This window comes from Thermomonas sp. S9 (genome assembly GCF_024704365.1).
In the GTDB taxonomy this organism is placed as follows: Bacteria; Pseudomonadota; Gammaproteobacteria; order Xanthomonadales; family Xanthomonadaceae; genus Thermomonas.
The window spans coordinates 245,984-262,221 of record NZ_JAJDFY010000001.1 but is presented as its reverse complement, the minus strand read 5'-3'; the positions used below and the strand labels follow the sequence as shown (position 1 = coordinate 262,221).

The 16,238-nt window shown below is 71.6% G+C and carries 13 protein-coding genes and 5 pseudogenes; 6 read left to right on the top strand and 12 right to left on the bottom strand.

The features are described from left to right. Positions 1-21: 21 nt before the first annotated feature. Both glyS and glyQ read right to left on the bottom strand, forming a co-directional pair. On the bottom strand, positions 22-2,094 hold the full coding sequence (gene glyS / locus LJB71_RS01315) for a glycine--tRNA ligase subunit beta (RefSeq protein ID WP_259302791.1): 2,073 nt from the start codon (positions 2,092-2,094) through the stop codon (positions 22-24). Then, positions 2,091-3,023, bottom strand: coding sequence for a glycine--tRNA ligase subunit alpha (gene glyQ / locus LJB71_RS01310; protein WP_259302790.1), 933 nt, complete (start codon positions 3,021-3,023; stop codon positions 2,091-2,093). The genes glyS and glyQ overlap by 4 nt, the downstream gene beginning before the upstream one ends. Before the next feature lie 122 nt (positions 3,024-3,145). On the opposite strand from glyQ, the pseudogene LJB71_RS01305 reads away from it, so the two are divergent. The 3 genes and pseudogenes from LJB71_RS01305 (at position 3,146) to LJB71_RS01295 (ending at position 4,844) form a co-directional block, all read left to right on the top strand. Next, positions 3,146-3,861: pseudogene (locus LJB71_RS01305) on the top strand (glutamine amidotransferase). A 69-nt stretch (positions 3,862-3,930) separates the two neighbouring features. Further along, positions 3,931-4,452 (top strand): hypothetical protein, encoded by a 522-nt coding sequence (locus LJB71_RS01300; protein ID WP_259302789.1) that lies wholly within the window; start codon positions 3,931-3,933, stop codon positions 4,450-4,452. Further along, the gene (locus tag LJB71_RS01295; protein WP_259302788.1) at positions 4,452-4,844 is read left to right on the top strand and encodes a hypothetical protein; all 393 of its coding nucleotides are present in this window, start codon (positions 4,452-4,454) and stop codon (positions 4,842-4,844) included. The genes LJB71_RS01300 and LJB71_RS01295 overlap by 1 nt, the downstream gene beginning before the upstream one ends. Before the next feature lie 18 nt (positions 4,845-4,862). Here the strand turns inward: LJB71_RS01295 and LJB71_RS01290 are convergent, their stop codons facing one another. The 5 genes and pseudogenes from LJB71_RS01290 to LJB71_RS01270 form a co-directional block, all read right to left on the bottom strand. Further along, positions 4,863-5,168, bottom strand: a complete 306-nt coding sequence (locus tag LJB71_RS01290) for a hypothetical protein (RefSeq protein ID WP_259302787.1) — start codon at positions 5,166-5,168, stop codon at positions 4,863-4,865. A gap of 383 nt (positions 5,169-5,551) precedes the next feature. After that, positions 5,552-6,244: a twin-arginine translocase subunit TatC gene (tatC, locus tag LJB71_RS01285; protein ID WP_259304703.1), complete on the bottom strand. Its 693-nt coding sequence runs from the start codon at positions 6,242-6,244 to the stop codon at positions 5,552-5,554. 196 nt (positions 6,245-6,440) lie between these two features. After that, positions 6,441-6,671: pseudogene (gene tatB / locus LJB71_RS01280) on the bottom strand (Sec-independent protein translocase protein TatB); the annotation flags it as partial. A 15-nt stretch (positions 6,672-6,686) separates the two neighbouring features. Beyond that, on the bottom strand, positions 6,687-6,929 hold the full coding sequence (gene tatA, locus LJB71_RS01275) for a Sec-independent protein translocase subunit TatA (protein WP_259302786.1): 243 nt from the start codon (positions 6,927-6,929) through the stop codon (positions 6,687-6,689). A 140-nt stretch (positions 6,930-7,069) separates the two neighbouring features. Then, a pseudogene (locus LJB71_RS01270) lies at positions 7,070-7,807 on the bottom strand (lipid-binding SYLF domain-containing protein); the annotation flags it as partial. A 103-nt stretch (positions 7,808-7,910) separates the two neighbouring features. On the opposite strand from LJB71_RS01270, the pseudogene hemH reads away from it, so the two are divergent. Both hemH and LJB71_RS01260 read left to right on the top strand, forming a co-directional pair. Next, a pseudogene (gene hemH, locus LJB71_RS01265) lies at positions 7,911-8,895 on the top strand (ferrochelatase). Then, a complete protein-coding gene (locus tag LJB71_RS01260; protein ID WP_259302785.1) occupies positions 8,895-9,749 on the top strand; it encodes an alpha/beta hydrolase in 855 nt (284 codons plus the stop codon). Before hemH ends, LJB71_RS01260 begins: the two are co-directional and overlap by 1 nt. A gap of 46 nt (positions 9,750-9,795) precedes the next feature. Here the strand turns inward: LJB71_RS01260 and LJB71_RS01255 are convergent, their stop codons facing one another. The 4 genes from LJB71_RS01255 to ttcA form a co-directional block, all read right to left on the bottom strand. Further along, a complete protein-coding gene (locus LJB71_RS01255; RefSeq protein ID WP_259302784.1) occupies positions 9,796-10,275 on the bottom strand; it encodes a hypothetical protein in 480 nt (159 codons plus the stop codon). 53 nt (positions 10,276-10,328) lie between these two features. Next, the gene (locus tag LJB71_RS01250; protein WP_259302783.1) at positions 10,329-11,126 is read right to left on the bottom strand and encodes a SprT family zinc-dependent metalloprotease; all 798 of its coding nucleotides are present in this window, start codon (positions 11,124-11,126) and stop codon (positions 10,329-10,331) included. A 49-nt stretch (positions 11,127-11,175) separates the two neighbouring features. Next, positions 11,176-12,078, bottom strand: a complete 903-nt coding sequence (locus LJB71_RS01245) for a recombination-associated protein RdgC (RefSeq protein ID WP_259302782.1) — start codon at positions 12,076-12,078, stop codon at positions 11,176-11,178. A 230-nt stretch (positions 12,079-12,308) separates the two neighbouring features. Continuing rightward, on the bottom strand, positions 12,309-13,256 hold the full coding sequence (ttcA, locus tag LJB71_RS01240; protein ID WP_259302781.1) for a tRNA 2-thiocytidine(32) synthetase TtcA: 948 nt from the start codon (positions 13,254-13,256) through the stop codon (positions 12,309-12,311). A 44-nt stretch (positions 13,257-13,300) separates the two neighbouring features. Here ttcA and LJB71_RS01235 point away from each other — a divergent pair, with 44 nt between their 5' ends. Beyond that, on the top strand, positions 13,301-13,519 hold the full coding sequence (locus LJB71_RS01235) for a YdcH family protein (RefSeq protein ID WP_259302780.1): 219 nt from the start codon (positions 13,301-13,303) through the stop codon (positions 13,517-13,519). A gap of 4 nt (positions 13,520-13,523) precedes the next feature. Here the strand turns inward: LJB71_RS01235 and plsB are convergent. Next, positions 13,524-16,233: pseudogene (gene plsB / locus LJB71_RS01230) on the bottom strand (glycerol-3-phosphate 1-O-acyltransferase PlsB). Positions 16,234-16,238 lie beyond the last annotated feature (5 nt).

Below are 16,238 nucleotides of genomic sequence, written 5' to 3'. Positions count from 1 at the left end.
AAACCCGCCGCCGCGCGGCCCTCAGGCCGACAGGTGCTCGATCGCCGCCACGCTGCCCAGGCGCTCGGCCAGCCGCTTGAGCAGGGCCAGGCGGTTGCCGCGCACGGCCGGGTCCTCGGCATTGACCATCACCGCGTCGAAGAACGCATCCACCTGCGGGCGCAGCCGCGCCAGGTGGGTGAGCACGTCCACGTAATCGCCGCGCGCCAGCGCCGGAGCCGTCTCCGCATAGGCCGCTTCCACCGCCTCGGCCAGCGCGCGTTCGGCGGGCTCGATCATGAGCGAGGGGTCTTCCATCGCCGGGATGGCAATGTCGGCCTTCTTCAGGATGTTGCCGATGCGCTTGTTGGCCGCGGCCAGCGCGGCGGCCTCCGGCCGCTGTGCGAACACGCCGATGGCGTCCAGGCGACGGTCGAAGTCGTACAGCGAGGCGGGCTCGAGCTCCGCGACGGCGGTGAAGTGCGCGGCCGGCACGCCTTTGTCGGCGTAGTAGCCACGCAGGCGGTCGAGGATGAAGTCGTAGAGTTCGGAGACGTCGGCCTGGATGCCCTTCGCGGCCAGCGCCGCGTTCGCCTGCACCAGCATCGCTTTCAGGTCGAGATCGAGCGCGCCCTCGATGATCGTCCGTGCCAATCCCAGCGCATTGCGGCGCAGCGCGAACGGGTCCTTGTTGCCGGTCGGCTTCAGGCCCGCGGCGAAACCGCCGGCCAGGGTGTCCAGACGCTCGGCGATGGCCAGCACCTTGCCGAGGGGCGATGCCGCGATGTCGTCGGCGGAAAAGCGCGGGCGGTAGGCCTCGTCGATCGCCAGCGCCACTTCCTCCAGCTCGCCGGCGTGCCGCGCGTAGTAGCGCCCGGCGATCCCCTGCAGCTCCGGGAACTCGCCCACCATGCGGCTCTGCAGGTCGTTCTTCGCCAGCTGCGCGGCGCGCCGCGCCTGCGCCGGGTCGGCCCCGACCTGCGCGGCGATGGCCTCGGCCAGCGCGGCCACCCGCGCCACCTTGTCGGCCACGCTGCCCAGCCTGGCCTGGTAGGTCACGGACTTCAGGCCCTCGCCCATCGCTTCCAGGCCCTGCTCGAGGTCCTCGTCGAAGAAGAACCTGGCATCGGCAAAGCGCGGGCGGATCACCCGCTCGTAGCCCTTGCGGATTTCCGCCGGGTCCTTGGAGGCGATGTTGGCGATGCCGATGAAGTGCTCGGTCAACCGGCCCTGTGCGTCCAGCACCGGGAAGAACTTCTGGTTGGCCTCCATGGTTTCGATCAATGCTTCCTGCGGCACCGCCAGGAACTCGCGGTCGAACGCGCACGTGATCGCCTGCGGCCATTCGGTCAGGCAGGTCACCTGTTCCAGGTTGTCCGCGGTGATGCGCGCCTGGCCGGCGACGCCGCGTGCTGCCTGTTCCACCTGTGCGCGGATGTGCGCGCGTCGCGCATCGGGATCGACCAGCACGAACGCCTGGCGCATGGCCTGCGCGTAGTCCTGCGGCTGCGCAATGGAGACGTTGCCCGGCGCGTGGAAACGGTGGCCGCGCGTGTGGCGGCCGGCGCGGATGCCCAGTGCGTGCACATTGGCCACGGTGCCGCCCAGCAGCACCACCTGCCAGTGCAGTGGGCGCGCGAACCCGTAGGCGTGGTCGCCCCAGCGCATCGGCTTGGGGATCGGCATGCCGGCCAGCGCCTCGTCCAGCACACCCTGCAGCAGGTCGAGGGTCAGCGCGCCCGGGGTGGTGGCGCGGTGCACGAAGCGTTCGCCCTTGCCGTCGGTGATGCGTTCGAGCTGCGTCCATTCCACCCCGAGCTTCGCTGCGAAGCCCAGCAGCGCGCGGGTCGGCTGGCCGTCGGCGTCCAGCGCGATGTTGAGATAGGGGCCCAGCACCTCGGAGGTCTGCGCCGGCTGTTCGATCGCCACCCCCGGCAGCAGCACCGCCAGCCGGCGCGGCGAGTACAGCGGCTTGGCATCGCCGCGTTCGATCGCGATGCCGCGCTTCTCCAGCGCGGCGATCACGCCGTCGAACAGCGCCTGCGCCAGCCCCGGCAATGCCTTGACCGGCAGCTCCTCGGTGCCGAGCTCGATCAGCAGGGGTTGCATGCTCATGCCGTGGCCTCCGTGCGGGCGGCGTTGTTCCTCAGCCCCGGGAAGCCGAGTTTCTCGCGCTGGGCGAAATAGCTTTCCGCCACCGCCTGCGCCAGCTTGCGCACGCGCAGGATGTAGCGCTGGCGCTCGGTCACCGAGATCGCGCGGCGCGCGTCCAGCAGGTTGAAGCTGTGGCTGGCCTTGGTCACCTGCTCGTAGGCCGGCAGCGGCAGCCCGGCGTCGACCAGCGTCATCGCCTCCTTCTCGCAGGCGTCGAAGCGGTGGAACAGCTCGGCCACGTCGGCGTGCTCGAAGTTGTAGGCGCTCTGCTCCACCTCGTTCTGGTGGTACACATCGCCGTAGGTGACCGGCAACCCGTCCGGCCCATAGGTCCACACCAGGTCGTAGACGTTGTCGCAGTGCTGCAGGTACATGCACAGGCGCTCGAGGCCGTAGGTGATCTCGCCCAGCACCGGGCGGCATTCCAGCCCGCCGGCCTGCTGGAAGTAGGTGAACTGGGTCACCTCCATGCCGTTGAGCCACACTTCCCAGCCCAGGCCCCAGGCGCCGAGGGTGGGCGATTCCCAGTTGTCCTCGACCAGGCGCAGGTCGTGCACCAGCGGGTCGATGCCCAGTGCCTTGAGCGAATCGAAGTACAGCTCGACGATGGCGTCGGGGCTGGGTTTCATCACCACCTGGTACTGGTAGTAGCGCTGCAGGCGGTTGGGGTTCTCGCCGTAGCGGCCGTCGGTGGGGCGGCGCGAAGGCTGCACGTAGGCGGCGTTCCACGGCTCCGGGCCGAGCGCGCGCAGGAAGGTGGCGGGATGGAAGGTACCTGCGCCCACTTCCAGGTCCAGCGGCTGGATCAGCACGCAGCCCTGCTCGGCCCAGTAGGCGTTGAGGCGGGAGATGAGTTGCTGGAAGGTGATCGGTACGCGGTCGGCGGCCATCGGCGGGTCAAGCGGCAACGTGGCCGGCTAGTATAAGTGGCCCGCCTCGCCGCTCTGCGGTCGCGGTTCCCGCGCAATCCCCACAGTCGTTCCCGCGGCGCTCGCGGGAGAGGCCCGCCCGCATGCATGCCCCCTTCCTGATCCTGCAAACCGGCCACCCCACCGCGCGCATGCGCCGGCATGGCAGCTTTGCCCACTGGATCCGGGTGGCGGCCGGGCTGGAGCGCGATGCCGCGGTGGTGGTGGACGTGGAGCACGGCGAGGCACTGCCGGAGCGCGCCGGGTTTGCCGGCGTGATCGTCACCGGCTCGGCGGCGATGGTGACCGAGCATCGCGACTGGAGCGAGCGCAGCGCGGTCTGGCTGGCGGAGGCCGCGCAGGCCGGGCTGCCGCTGCTGGGCATCTGTTATGGCCACCAGCTGATCGCGCACGCGCTGGGCGGCGAGGTGGGCGACAACCCGCGGGGGCGCGAGATGGGTACGGTGGCGGTCGAGCGGCTGCCGGAAGCCGCCGCCGACCCCCTGTTTGCTGGTCTGCCGGCGCGCTTTGCCGCGCAGGCCACCCACCTGCAGAGCGTACTGCGCCCGCCGGCCGGGGCGGTCGTGCTGGCCCGCAACGACCACGACGCCTGCCACGCCTTCCGCTGGGGCAGCAGCGCCTGGGGGTGCAGTTCCATCCCGAGTTCAGCACGCTGCACATGCGCGGCTACATCCGCGCCCGTCGCGACGCGCTGCGCGCGGAAGGCCGCGATCCGCGCCAGCTCGAAGCCGATGTGCACGCCGCGCCGCTGGCCCGGCGCGTGCTGCGGCGCTTCGTGCGGCACGCGCGCGCCGGTTGAGGGCGCGGTTTGGGTATGCTGTAGGCGATGCCCGCGCCGCGGGCCTGGCTCTTCACGAGGGATACACGGATGACGACGCGTGCGGTGGGCGCCACGGCCAGCATCGACTGGCTGCGGCGGGCGCTGAACCTGGGCCGCGACAACCCGAAGGCGATCTTCGGCGGGGCGCTGCTGCTGCTGGTGGCGATCATCGCCCTGGCGGTGGCGATGGTGGTCGTGCTGGTCGCGGTGGGCATGGGGGCCAAACCGGGTGGCGCGGTGGCCAGCGGTGTCTCGATGCTGGTGGGGCTCGTGATCACCGCCCTGATGGCGGCGCTGATCGCCGGCTACCTGCGCCTGGTGGATGCGGTGGAACGCGGTCGCGCCGCCAGGGCCGGCGATGTGTTCTCGGTGCTGGGCGAGCCGCCGGTGGCGGCGCGCGCGGTGCTGTTCATGGTCGTGCTGATGCTGGCCCAGAACCTGCTGCTGGCGCTGCTGATCGGGCTGCTGGCGCCGGACATCGGCCGCTGGTACCTGCACAGCCTGCAGGGCCCGATGGCGGGCGCGCCGGCCCCGCGCTGCCGGACGGCTTCAGCCTGGCGCTGCTGGTGATGTGGGTGGTGGGGCTGCTGTTCTACGGGGTGCAGGCGGTCGGCTTCGGCCAGATCGCGCTGCGCGGCCGCGGCGTCGGCGCGGCCCTGGCCGACGGCGTGCGCGGCACCCTGCGCAACCTGCCGGCATTGCTGCTGCTGTTCGTGCTGGCGGTGCTGGCGGCGATCGTGCTGGCGATCGTGCTGGTGCTGGCCATGCTGCTGGCCGGGGTGCTGGCCAAGCTGGTGGGCGGCTGGGTGGTGGCCGCGATCGCGGTGCCGCTGTACCTGGCGTTCGTGGTCGGCCTGATGGTGGTGATGTTCGGGGTGATGTATTTCGCCTGGCGCGATATCTGCGGCGATGGCGGCAATGCCCAGCCGCTGCCGGCGCGCGAGGACCGCATCGAGCTGTAAGCCGCGCCTGGCGGGCGTTCAGGCACCCAGGGCCGCGCGCAGGGCGGCGTCCGCCTGCACTTGCAGGAGGCGGTAGAGCCAGGCCAGCGCGAACACCCCGGCCAGCGCCTGCAGCCACAGCCACGTGCGCGCCCAGGCGGGCAGGCGCGGATCGCCGCCGCGTGCGAGCACGCGGGTGCCACTCATGCGGTCGTGCAGGGCCAGGTGCGGCGGAAAGGCGATCAGCGCATGCCCGAGGTTGAGGCTGGCCCAGGACAGCCCGGCGGCGAGGTGGCGCAGCAGCACCCGCCCGGCGCTGGCGCGTGCGCCGGCGGCATCGGCCACGCGCAGGCCCAGCGCGCGCTGGCCCGGGGGTGGCCTGCCAGGGCGAGGTTTCGAACCCCAGCGCCCACAGCGCCGACAGCAGGGCGTAGAGCAGCAGCGGCAGGCCGAGCAGGGTGGTCAGCGCGGCGCTCAGCGCGCCCGCTGCAGCCTGCAGGCCGGGATCGCCAGTGGCGGCCAGGGCCAGCGCCAGCGGCGGATCGCCCTGCGCCAGCCCGGCGTCCAGCCGCTGCACGCCCAGCGCCAGCAGCGTGTGCAGGCTGGCATCCGCCTGTGCCCACGCCCGCCGCAGCGGGCCGGCCCCGAGCAGCACGACCAGCGGCAAGAGGCAGGCGGCATCCAGCGACCACGCCGCGTAGCGGCGCCAGAAGCCGGCAGCCACGGGATCAGGCGGACGCACCATCGCGGCCGGGGCGTGGCGCGACCAGGCGCGCGGCGAGGATGCCCGCCTCGTACAGCAGGACCATCGGAACCGCCAGCATCAGCTGGCTGACCACGTCGGGCGGCGTCACGATCGCGGCGACGATGAAGATGCCGACGATCGCGTAGCCGCGCCCCTCGCGCAGCTGGGTCGGCGTCACCCAGCCGAGCAGGGCCAGGATCACCAGCGCCACCGGCAGCTCGAACGCCAGCCCGAAGGCGAGGAACAGGACCAGCACGAAATCCAGATAGGCGCTGATGTCGGTCATCATCGCCACCCCGTCCGGGGTCACCCGGGCGAGGAAGCCGAACACCATCGGCAGCACCAGGAAATAGGCGAACGCGCAGCCGGCGTAGAACAGCGCCAGCGCCGAGGCCAGCAGCGGCAGCGCCAGCCGTTTCTCGCGCCGGTACAGCCCCGGCGCGACGAACGCCCACAGCTGGTAGAGCAGCCACGGCATGGCGATCATCAGCGCCACGAAGAAGGCCAGCTTCATCGGCGCGAAGAAGGGCGAGGCCACCTGGGTGGCGATCAGCTGGCCGCCCTTCGGCAGTTTCGCCAGCAGCGGCTGTGCCAGGAAGGCGTACAGCCGGTTGGCCACCGGCAGCAGCGCCAGCAGCACCAGCACCAGCCCGGTCAGGCCGCGCAGCAGGCGCATGCGCAGCTCCAGCAGGTGCGCGATCAGCGGGCGCTCGCCGGCCTCGTCGCGGCCTTCAGTCGTCACGGCGCACCTCGCTGGTCGGCGCAGTGCTGGCGGCGCTGGGGCTGGCGGCTTCCTCGCTAGCCGCCGCCGGGGCGGCATCGGCGGCGTTGGCCGCGGGCGCCGCCGGGGGCGGATCGCGGTCGGCCGCGTGCAGCTGCGCCTGCGCCTCGTCCAGCGCCTGCCGGGTCTCGCGCAGGCTGCGCGCCAGCTCTTCGCGCGCCAGCTCCTGCTCCAGCTCGTTCTTCATCGAGACCCAATGCGCGCGCGCGCGGCGCAGCCACAGCCCGGCCAGGCGCGCGGCCTTGGGCAGGCGCTCGGGGCCGAGCACCACCAGTGCCACCAGCGCCACCACCAGCATCTCGCCGAGCGAGAAGTCGAACATCGCCGCCTGCCGGCGTCAGCGTGAGGTGTCGTCGTGCTCGCGCTGCTCGGAGGGCGCATCCGCCGGCGGCTCCTGGCCGATGCGCGGCGCGGGCTTGTTCGCGTCCTGCGCGCCCTCATCCTCGCCGCGCATGCCCTTCTTGAACTCGTGCACGGCCTTGCCGAGGTCGCGCGCGCCCGAGGTCAGCCGCTTGGTGCCGAACACCAGCAGCACGATCAACAGCACGATCAGCCAGTGCCAGATACTGAAGCCGCCCATGGTGCACCCGTGGAATGTAAGGAACGGAAAGAGGCCGCCAGTCTAGCAGGCGCGCGCGATGCTCACGGTTTGGTCGGCGGCGGCAGCGGCGCGCTGCTGGCCGGGTTGTCGTCGCCCAGCGGAGTCACCGTGGCCGCGCCCGGCGCGGGCGGCGGCGGGGCCGATGCCGCCTCGGCGCGCTGGCGTGCGTAGCGGGCGGCGGCGGTGGCCTCTTCCAGGGTGGTGCGGAAGGCAGCGATGGCGGGCGACGGCGGCGGCGTGCGGCCTTCGAAGATCATCCGCGGGGTGACGCCCGCGCCGTAGGCGCTGCGGTCGGCGCCGTGGTCGATCTGCAGCACTGCGCCGTCCAGCGCCACCCCGGCGAACAGCCCGCGCGCGCGCGACCACGACCAGATCTCGGCCTTCATCGCGCCGTCGGTGGCGGCCGCCGCGCTGCGGCCGACCGGGCCGGCGGCGACGCTGGCATCGGCGCCGAGGGTGAACTTGCCGTTGACGATGGTGTCCAGGCCGCGCTCGCTGCGGAACACCAGGATCACGTCGGCCGACTGCACCCCGGCCTGGAAGCCGAAGCTGGCGCCGGACAGCTTCACGAACACCGGGTTCGACCAGCTGCCGTCCGGGCGCTTGACCGCCATCATGCCGAGCCCGCGGCGGCCGCCTAGCATGAAGCCGGCCTTGATGGTGTCGGGCACCACCACGATCCCGCGCGCGTCCTCCAGCAGGCGGTCGGGGATCGAGGATTCCGGAATGGCCTGGATCTGCTTGAGCACGCGGATCGCTTCGTCGGCGCGCGCATCCTCGCGGCTGCCGGCGGCGACGCTGCCGGCGGCGAGCAGGACGGCGAGGGCGAGGGTCAGGCGGCGCGGGGTGGCGGTCATCGGGGTCTCCGGTTGCGGGGGGACTGCCGCATCCTGGCGCGGCGGCGATGAATCGATGTTAAGCCAGGCTGGCCGCGCGCGCGCTTCATGCCATCCTATGCACATGCAGGACGACGCCCCCTTTGACGCTTCCGCCGCCCCGCCCGCGCTGCTGCTGGTGAACCTCGGCACCCCGGCGGCCCCCACCGCGCCTGCGGTGCGCCGCTACCTCTCGCAGTTCCTGCACGACTACCGGGTGGTGCCGCTGACCCGCTGGCTGTGGTGCCCGCTGCTGCATTTCGTGATCCTGCCGCTGCGCAGCCCGGAAGGTGGCGCACAAGTACGCCGAGATCTGGATGGAGGGCGGCTCGCCGCTGGCGGTGCATACCGCCGCGCTGGCGGCGGCGGTCGGGGCGCGCCTGCCGGGCTGGCGGGTGCGGCACGCGATGCGCTACGGCGAGCCGGCGGTGGCCGCGGTGCTCTCCGAGCTGCGCGCGCAGGGCGTGCGCCGGGTGCGGGTGCTGCCGCTGTACCCGCAGTATTCGACCACCACCACCGCCAGCGTCGAGGACGCGGTGGCCGCGGCGCGCGGTGAGCTGCACATCGAGACGCTGCACGATTACCACGTCGATCCGGGCTGGGTCGCGGCGGTCGCGGGCAGCATCCGCGCGCACTGGCAGGCGCACGGGCGCGGCGAGCGGTTGCTGCTGTCGTTCCACGGCATTCCGCAGCGGCTGGTGCAGGCAGGCGACCCCTACGCTGCGCAGTGCGAAGCCAGCGCCGCCGCGATCGCCGCCGCGCTGGGCCTGGCGCGCGAGGAGATCGTGCTGACCTTCCAGTCGCGCTTCGGCCGCGAGGCCTGGCTGCAGCCCTATACCCAGCAGACGCTGGAAGCGCTGGCGCGCGACGGCGTGCGCGAGGTCGACGTGGCCTGCCCGGGGTTCGCGGTGGACTGCCTGGAGACGCTGGAGGAGATCGCGCTGCAGAACGCCGCGGCCTTCCGCACAGCGGGCGGCCAGGCGTTGCGCTACATCCCCTGCCTCAACGCCGAGCCGGCGCACGCCGACGCGCTGGCCGCGCTGGCGCGCGCGGCGGAGGGCTGGGCCTGATGCGCGAGATCACCCTCGACATCCCGCTGGGCCGGATCGCGGCCCTGCGCAGCGACGACCGCGGCCCGCGCGTGCTGGCGCTGCATGGCTGGCTGGACAATGCCGCCAGCTTCCTGCCGCTGGCGCCCTATCTGCGCGGGCTGGATCTGGTGGTGCCGGACCTGCCGGGCCACGGCCACAGCGTGCACCTGCCGCCCGGCACCGACTACGGCTTTCCGTTGGCGCTGAACACCCTGCTGGACGTGGCCGATGCGCTCGGCTGGGAGACGTTCTGCCTGCTCGGGCATTCGATGGGCGCCGGACTGGCCAGCCTGCTGGCGGCGGCCTGCCCGCAGCGGATCGAGCGGCTGGCGGTGATCGAGATGCTCGGCGCGCTGGCGGAGGCCCCGGAGCGCACCGCCGCCCGCATGCGCGAGGCGATCGCGCACCGCCTGCGGCCCGGGCGCGGGCTGCGCGTGTTCCCGGACATCGACACTGCGGTGCGCGCGCGCCTGCAGTCGCAGCGCGTACCCGGCACCGGGCTGGGGGAGCCGCAGTTGCGGCTACTGGTGGAGCGCGGGTTGCGCGCGGTGGACGGCGGCTTCGTCTGGTGCAGCGATCCGCGCCTGGTGCAGCCGACCCTGATCCGCATGACCCAGGCGCAGATCGACGACGTGCTGCGCGCGATCGAATGCCCGACGCTGGCGCTGTTCGCCGATCCCGCACAGCCCTACCTGCCGGATGACGAACGCCGGCGGCGGGTGGCGCTGCTGCCGCAGGGGCGGATGGCGGTGCTGCCCGGCGGCCACCACCTGCACATGCAGCAGCCGGAGGCGGTGGCGCAGGTACTGGGCGAGTTCCTCGGCGTGGGCTGAAGTGCCGGGAGTCCGAGGGGAGTGCCGCCGCCCGCGGAGCGCGGGTTCAGTCGCTGGCGGCCACCCGCACCGCCAGCTGGGTGCCGCCGGCATCGTCGCGTACCAGCTGGTAGAACACCTGACGATGCTCCTTGCGGAAAGCCAGCGTGCTGCCGTCGTCCGACTGCATCGCCAGCTCGCGTTTCCAGCCGCGGCCCTGCATCAGCCGGTCGGCTTCCGCATACACCGCCTCGCTGGTTGCCGGGGTCACCAGGTTGACCATCTGCATCCCCGCCATGTCCACCGCGGTGGCCACCCGGCGCTGCGCCGGCAGGTAGATGTCGGTGGGGAAGCCGGGCGGCAGTGCCACGCTGGTGGTGCCATCGGCCGCCGCCGCGACCCGCGCGGCCCCCGGCGCGCGCTCCACTGCCGCCTCCGGTACGCCTTCATGCGCCTTGCGGCACCCGGCCATCGCCATGGTCATGGCCATGGTGACGGCCACGACCGCGGGCAGCAGGCCCGGCAGGCGGCTGTGCGTGGTGGTCATGGATCCCCCCGGCGCTTGGTCTGTGTCTGTCCGGGAAAACGCGCTGGCGCGGGTCAGCCGGCCAGCAGCGCGCGCAGCCGGCCCTTCAGGCCGCGGCCTGCGTGGCGCAGGGAGTCGCGCTGGTCGCGCCAGTCCGGATAGCGGGCTTCGACCGCGGCCCAGAACCGCGGCGAGTGGTCGGCGTGCAGCAGGTGGCAGAGCTCGTGCACCAGCACGTATTCGAACGCCGCAGGCGGCGCCAGCACCAGCGCCAGGTCCAGCGCCAGGGTGCCGTCCGGCGCCAGCGAGCCCCATAGCGAGGTGGTGCGCTTGAACACGATCCGGCGCGGCGCGCGCGGCAGGCCGGAGAGGTATTTCGGCAGCCAGCGGCCGACATCGGCGCGGGCTTCGGCCTCGTAGAAATCGCGCAGGACGCGGCGCAGGACCGCATCGCCGGCGCTGGCCGGGGTGGTGAACCGCAGGCTGCCGTCGGTGTCGAAGACCAGTCGCGTTGCGCGGCCACCGTCCCACCGCAGCGGCAGCTCAATGCCGCGCAGCGGCAATGCCGGCGTCGCCATCCGCACCAGCCCGCTGCCGGCCACGTCGGCCTGCGCCGCGAGCTGCCCGGCCAGCCAGTCATGGTGCTCGCGCAGGAAACGGTCGCCTGCGACCAGGCTGGCACGCAGCGGCAGCGTCAGCCGCGCGCCGCGCTCGTCCACCGCCAGGCGGATCCGCCGCGCGCGCGGGTCGCGCACGCGCTGTACCGTGATTTCGCGGCCGTCGTCGAGCAGGAACGCGAGCCGGTCACGCTGGATCGCGGGCGTTTTCGGCGCGCTGCGCGCGGGCGTGAACAGGCGGAACAGGGAACCCATGGGGCGAGTGTACGCCGGCGGTTTTCCCCGGTGTGGCCGAGGTGCGGCCTCAGTCCGCCTTGCTCAGCTTGAACGCCTTTTCCAGCACTGCGAACAGGCGCTTGAACTCGCCGGTCATCAGCGCGAAGCGGGCCTGCAGCTCGGCCACGATATCGTCGTGTTCGGTGGACTCCATCTGGTCCACCGCGCCGTCCAGCAGCTTGAACTTGCGCACGATCAGGTCCTCGCCGAGCACGAAGCTGACGTGGTCGTCCAGCACCAGCGCCAGCCGCGTGCACTGCTTGCCGGCCTCCAGGTGCTTGGCGATTTCCTCGCCGGACAGCTCCATGCGCTGGATCTTCACCACCGCGCCGGAATCGGCCGGGTCGCGCAGCTCGCACTCGTCGCCCAGGGTGAGCCCGTCGGGCAGCGCATCGCCGGCCAGGTAGCCGGTGAGGATGGCGCGCGGCGCCACCTCCGCGTTCAGCGGCAGCGCCGGGAAGCTGCCGAGTGCGCGCCGCACTTCCGATACCACCGCTTCGGCCACCTTGCGCGAGGAGGTGTCCACCGCGATCACGCCGAGCGGCCCGTCCAGCAGCGCGTCGGTGCGCACCGGGCGGACGAACGCGCGCGGCAGCAGTTCGGCGATCAGCTCGTCCTTCAGCCGCTTGCGGGTGCGTCCGCCGGGCTTGCGGCCTTCTTTCTGCTCGATCGCGGCCAGCTTCTTCTGCAGCAGGTCGTTGACCACCGCGCCGGGCAGCAGCTTGTCCTCGCCGCCGACGGTCAGCCAGCGCGCACCGTCGCATGCGTGCTGAAAGCCGGCGTGGTGCTGGCCCATCGGCGCGATGAAGCCGCGCGAGGACAGCTCCAGCGCACCGACCGGCGTGAGCGCGCATTCCGCCAGCTGTGGTTCGAGGTCGGACAGATCGAGCGAGGACGGGAAGCGGAACAGGGTGAGGTTGCGGAAAAACATCGGGAATCCTGTGCGGGCTGCGGCATGGAAGCGGTGCAGCGATGTGGGAATGAGGCGGTGTGGTTCTTTTGATGCGGCTATTGCCAGGCCGGGAATGCCGGAGCGCGTGATGGGGCGATGGGAACAGCTGGGTTCTGGCGAATCCCGTTCATGGTTCGACAGGCTCACCACGAACGGGACTGCCTGCGGGCGGGCAAGGACACGACACCAACGGGACTGCTCCGGGCTGGCTAAGACTTGAGGATGTCCAGGCCGTCGTGGTTGCGCACCGGGTGCAGCGCCATCGCTACCGGCTCGTGCCCGGCCGGCGCACCGGCCAGCCAGGCATGCGCATCGGGCAGGGCCGCGCCGCTGCGCCGGCCCAGCGCGAGGAAATCGAACAGCTTCGGATCGGCCAGCTGCGACGGGCGGATGTCACCCAGCGCGCGCGCGATGGTCTCGATCCGGCCGGGCGCCTCCTTCTCCCACTGCGCCAGCATCCTCGCTACCTGCTTGCGCTGCAGGTTTTCCTGCGAGCCGCACAGGTTGCAGGGGATGATCGGGAAGCCTTTCGCCTCGGCATAGGCCGCGATGTCGTCCTCGCGCACATAGGCCAGCGGGCGGATGACGACGTGCCGGCCGTCGTCGCTGATCAGCTTGGGCGGCATGCCGGAGAGTTTGGCGTGGAAGAACAGGTTGAGGAAGAAGGTGGCCACCATGTCGTCGCGGTGGTGGCCCAGCGCGATCTTGGTGAACCCGTGCTGCGCGGCATGGGTGTACAGCGCGCCGCGGCGCAGGCGCGAGCACAGCGAGCACATGGTCTTGCCTTCCGGGATCACCCGGCTGACCACCGAATAGGTGTCCTGTTCGAGGATGTGGAAGTCCACCCCGATCGATTTCAGGTATTCGGGCAGCACGTGCTCCGGGAACCCAGGCTGCTTCTGGTCCAGGTTGACCGCGGTGATACTGAAATCGACCGGCGCTTTTTTGCGCAGCTGCAGCAGCATGTCCAGCAGGGTGTAGCTGTCCTTGCCGCCGGACAGGCAGACCATGACCTTGTCGCCGTCCTCGATCATGCCGAAGTCGGCGATCGCCCTGCCCACCTGGTGGCGCAGGCGCTTGGCCAGCTTGTCGGCTTCGCGCTTGTGGCGCGCGGGGGCAGCGCGGGGATGTGGGCCTGGGTCGTCATCTGGCCGCATTTTACCCGCCTGCCGCGGCGCGACGGGCGCGCTATGCTCGGCACATGAACCAGCCCCTCGATCCGGCCGAACTCGCGCGCCTGGCCCGGCGCGTTGCCGAGCTGCGTCAGGAGCATCGCGCCCTGGACGAGACCATCGCCCGCCTGCAGGAGGGCATCCAGGCCGACGAGCTGGTGCTCAAGCGGATGAAGAAGCACAAGCTGTGGTTGAAGGACCAGATTGCCTGGATCGAGAATCTGCTGATCCCGGACGAGCCGGCGTAGCGGCTCAGTCGCTGGAGGGCGGTGCGGCAGGGTCCTGCACGGGCAATGCCGGCTGTTCTCCGCTGCTGCGTCCGGTCCCGGCGGGGCTGATCTTCTCGATGGTGTGGCGCAGCTCGCGCCCGAGTACCACCCGCGCGTCCTTGGCCCAGGCCTTCAATCGGTCGTCGAACGCCAGCCGGCCGGTGTCGTCGGGCCACACCAGCCTGAGCTCGCGCAGCTTTCTGGATGAAGCCGCGGAACAGGGCCTTGTCGAAGAACTCGGGCGCGGCCGGGGCGTACAGCAGCGAGAGGCGCTGCGCGGTGAGCTGGCACAGGCTTTCCAGCTCGCCCGCGCCGAGCGTGCCGGAGCCGTTCTTCACCAGCACCGCGATCGCGATGTAATAGCGCTCGAACGCCTGCTGCAGGGTGTGGCCGAGCGCGCGCAGGCGGAACACCTCGTCGCTCTGCCCGGAGTTACGCTGGAGGATGCCGCCGTCCTCGTCGCTGACCTGCTCCAGCAGGCCCTCGCGGATGAACACCTCGATGGTCTGCTCGATGCGCGCGGCGAAGGTGTCTTCGTCCCACGGCAGGAACAGCTCGGCCTGCAGGAACGGGTACAGGGTGCGGCCGATCTGCTGCAGCTGGCGGCGGCCCATGCGGCGGTTGTTCTGGAAGCAGACCGCGATCCACGCGGACGCGGTGAACAGGTGCAGCACGTTGTTGCGGAAGTAGCTCAGCAGCACCGCGTTGTCGCCTTCCACCCCGAGCACGTCGCCCAGGGGGTGCGTGGTGCGGGCGATCAGGCCGATCTCCTCGCCGTGGGCGATGATCTGCTCCGGCGTGTGCGGGGTCACCGTCACCCAGTCGGAGTACGGCACCTCCGCCAGCAGGGTCTTGGACAGCGCGATCTGCGCGCGCAGGTCGGCTTCGCCCATCGCGTGCTTGGGCGTGGACAGCAGGGCCAGCGCCAGCAGGTTGATCGGGTTGACGTCGGCGGCGCGGTTGACGTTGGTCTGGATGCGCTGCGCCAGCGCGTCCACCGTGCGCGCGAACCAGGCCGGCTTCTCGTCGTCGCCGAGCGGCTGGCCATCCCATTCCGGCGCCAGTTCGGCCAGCACCTGGCCGAGCTGGATGCGCTCGCCGAAGTTCACCACCACCTGGCCGTAGTTGCTGCGCAGCACCCTGGGGATGCCGCCCAGCAGCTGCCAGATCGACTCCTTCTCTTTCGGTTTGCCGGACAGCTCGTCGAGATAGCTGCGGCCTTCCATCAGCTTCTCGTAGCCGATGTACACCGGCTGGAACAGCAGCGGCCGGGTCGGCTGGCGCAGGTAGGCGCGCACGGTCATCGCCAGCGAGCCGCCCTTGGGCTGCAGCAGCCGCCCGGTGCGCGAGCGTCCGCCTTCGATGAAGTATTCGATCGAATAGCCGCCTGCGACCAGCTGCGCCATGTACTCGCGGAACACCGCCGAATACAGCGCATTGCCCTTGAAGCTGCGGCGGGCGAAGAACGCGCCGCCCTTGCGCAGCAACGTGCCCACCACCGGCAGGTTGAGGTTGATGCCGGCGAAGATGTGCGGCGGCACCACGCCGTGGGTGTACAGCAGATAGCTCACCAGCAGGTAGTCCATGTGGCTGCGGTGGCTCGGCACGTACACCACCTCGTGGCCCGGGGCTTCCTGCTTGAACTGGTCGAGGTGGTGCACCAGCACGCCGCGATAGATCCGGTTCCAGACGAAGGTCAGGGCGAAGCTGGCCGAGCGCACCACGGTGTTGGAGTAGTCGGCCGCGATCTCCCAGAAATAGGCATTGGCCTTCTCCCAGGCCGCCTCCGGCGTGCTGCCGTCGCGCCGCGCCTGGTCGGCAATGGCGTCCTTCACCAGCGGCGCCGACAGCACCTGGTCGGCGAGCATGCGCCGGGTGGACAGGTCGGGCCCGATCACCACCTCGCGCACGCGCCGGAAATGGGTGCGCAGGAGGCGCGAGAGCTTGCGCACCGTGCGTTCCGGCTCCAGCCCTTCGGCCACGATCTCGCGCACCGGCACCGGCGCGGCGAACTGGACCAGGGTGTCGCGCCCGTTGAGCAGGATCGCCAGCAGCCGGCGGAAGCGGCCGACGATGGTCCAGTTCTCCGAGAACAGCACGGAAAACCAGCCGCTGCTGCGCTTGGGCGCCTGCCCGACGAAGATCGACACCGGCACCAGGCGCACGTCCAGCTCCGGCTGCCGCTGGTGCGCCTGCAGCAGCCGCGCCAGCGAACCGGAGTGGGTCTTGTGCTCGGCCCCGGGCAGCAGGCCGAGCGCATTCACGTGCCGGCGCGACAGCGCCACATAGGCGCGCTTGCGGCCCAGCGGGTCGCCGGCGATCGGCTGCAGCGGCGGCGGCAGCCCGGCCTCGCGGCAGGCGCGGGCCAGGATCAGCGCGTTGGACAGGCCGTAGTCCTCCAGCACGTAGCAGATCGGGCGCGGGTCGGCCGGGGTCACCGCGGCGTCGGTGTCGATCTCCAGCCGCAGCCACGGCCCCAGCAGCCACCCCAGCAGCCGCGCCCACAGCGGGTTGCGCGCCTTGCCCGCGGGCGGCGGAGGAGGGCCGGGAGGCGTGGCGGTGGCGTGTGCCAGAAACCCGGGCAGCGGCAGCGGCGCGGGCCCGGCGGGGCCGGTCGCGGGGTCGTCGGCGGCGGCCGGCGGATCGAACAGGCCGGGCTGGTCGGGAAGATTGCGGTCAGGCATCGCGGCCATTATGG

What these genes read in the sequence shown, in the direction of transcription:
- glyS (WP_259302791.1), bottom strand. Translation starts at nt 2,094, where the DNA reads ATGAGCATGCAACCCCTGCTGATCGAGCTCGGCACCGAGGAGCTGCCG.
- glyQ (WP_259302790.1), bottom strand. Translation starts at nt 3,023, where the DNA reads ATGGCCGCCGACCGCGTACCGATCACCTTCCAGCAACTCATCTCCCGC.
- LJB71_RS01300 (WP_259302789.1), top strand. Translation starts at nt 3,931, where the DNA reads ATGACGACGCGTGCGGTGGGCGCCACGGCCAGCATCGACTGGCTGCGG.
- LJB71_RS01295 (WP_259302788.1), top strand. Translation starts at nt 4,452, where the DNA reads ATGTGGGTGGTGGGGCTGCTGTTCTACGGGGTGCAGGCGGTCGGCTTC.
- tatC (WP_259304703.1), bottom strand. Translation starts at nt 6,244, where the DNA reads ATGCGCCTGCTGCGCGGCCTGACCGGGCTGGTGCTGGTGCTGCTGGCG.
- tatA (WP_259302786.1), bottom strand. Translation starts at nt 6,929, where the DNA reads ATGGGCGGCTTCAGTATCTGGCACTGGCTGATCGTGCTGTTGATCGTG.
- LJB71_RS01260 (WP_259302785.1), top strand. Translation starts at nt 8,895, where the DNA reads ATGCGCGAGATCACCCTCGACATCCCGCTGGGCCGGATCGCGGCCCTG.
- LJB71_RS01255 (WP_259302784.1), bottom strand. Translation starts at nt 10,275, where the DNA reads ATGACCACCACGCACAGCCGCCTGCCGGGCCTGCTGCCCGCGGTCGTG.
- LJB71_RS01250 (WP_259302783.1), bottom strand. Translation starts at nt 11,126, where the DNA reads ATGGGTTCCCTGTTCCGCCTGTTCACGCCCGCGCGCAGCGCGCCGAAA.
- LJB71_RS01245 (WP_259302782.1), bottom strand. Translation starts at nt 12,078, where the DNA reads ATGTTTTTCCGCAACCTCACCCTGTTCCGCTTCCCGTCCTCGCTCGAT.
- ttcA (WP_259302781.1), bottom strand. Translation starts at nt 13,256, where the DNA reads ATGCGGCCAGATGACGACCCAGGCCCACATCCCCGCGCTGCCCCCGCG.
- LJB71_RS01235 (WP_259302780.1), top strand. Translation starts at nt 13,301, where the DNA reads ATGAACCAGCCCCTCGATCCGGCCGAACTCGCGCGCCTGGCCCGGCGC.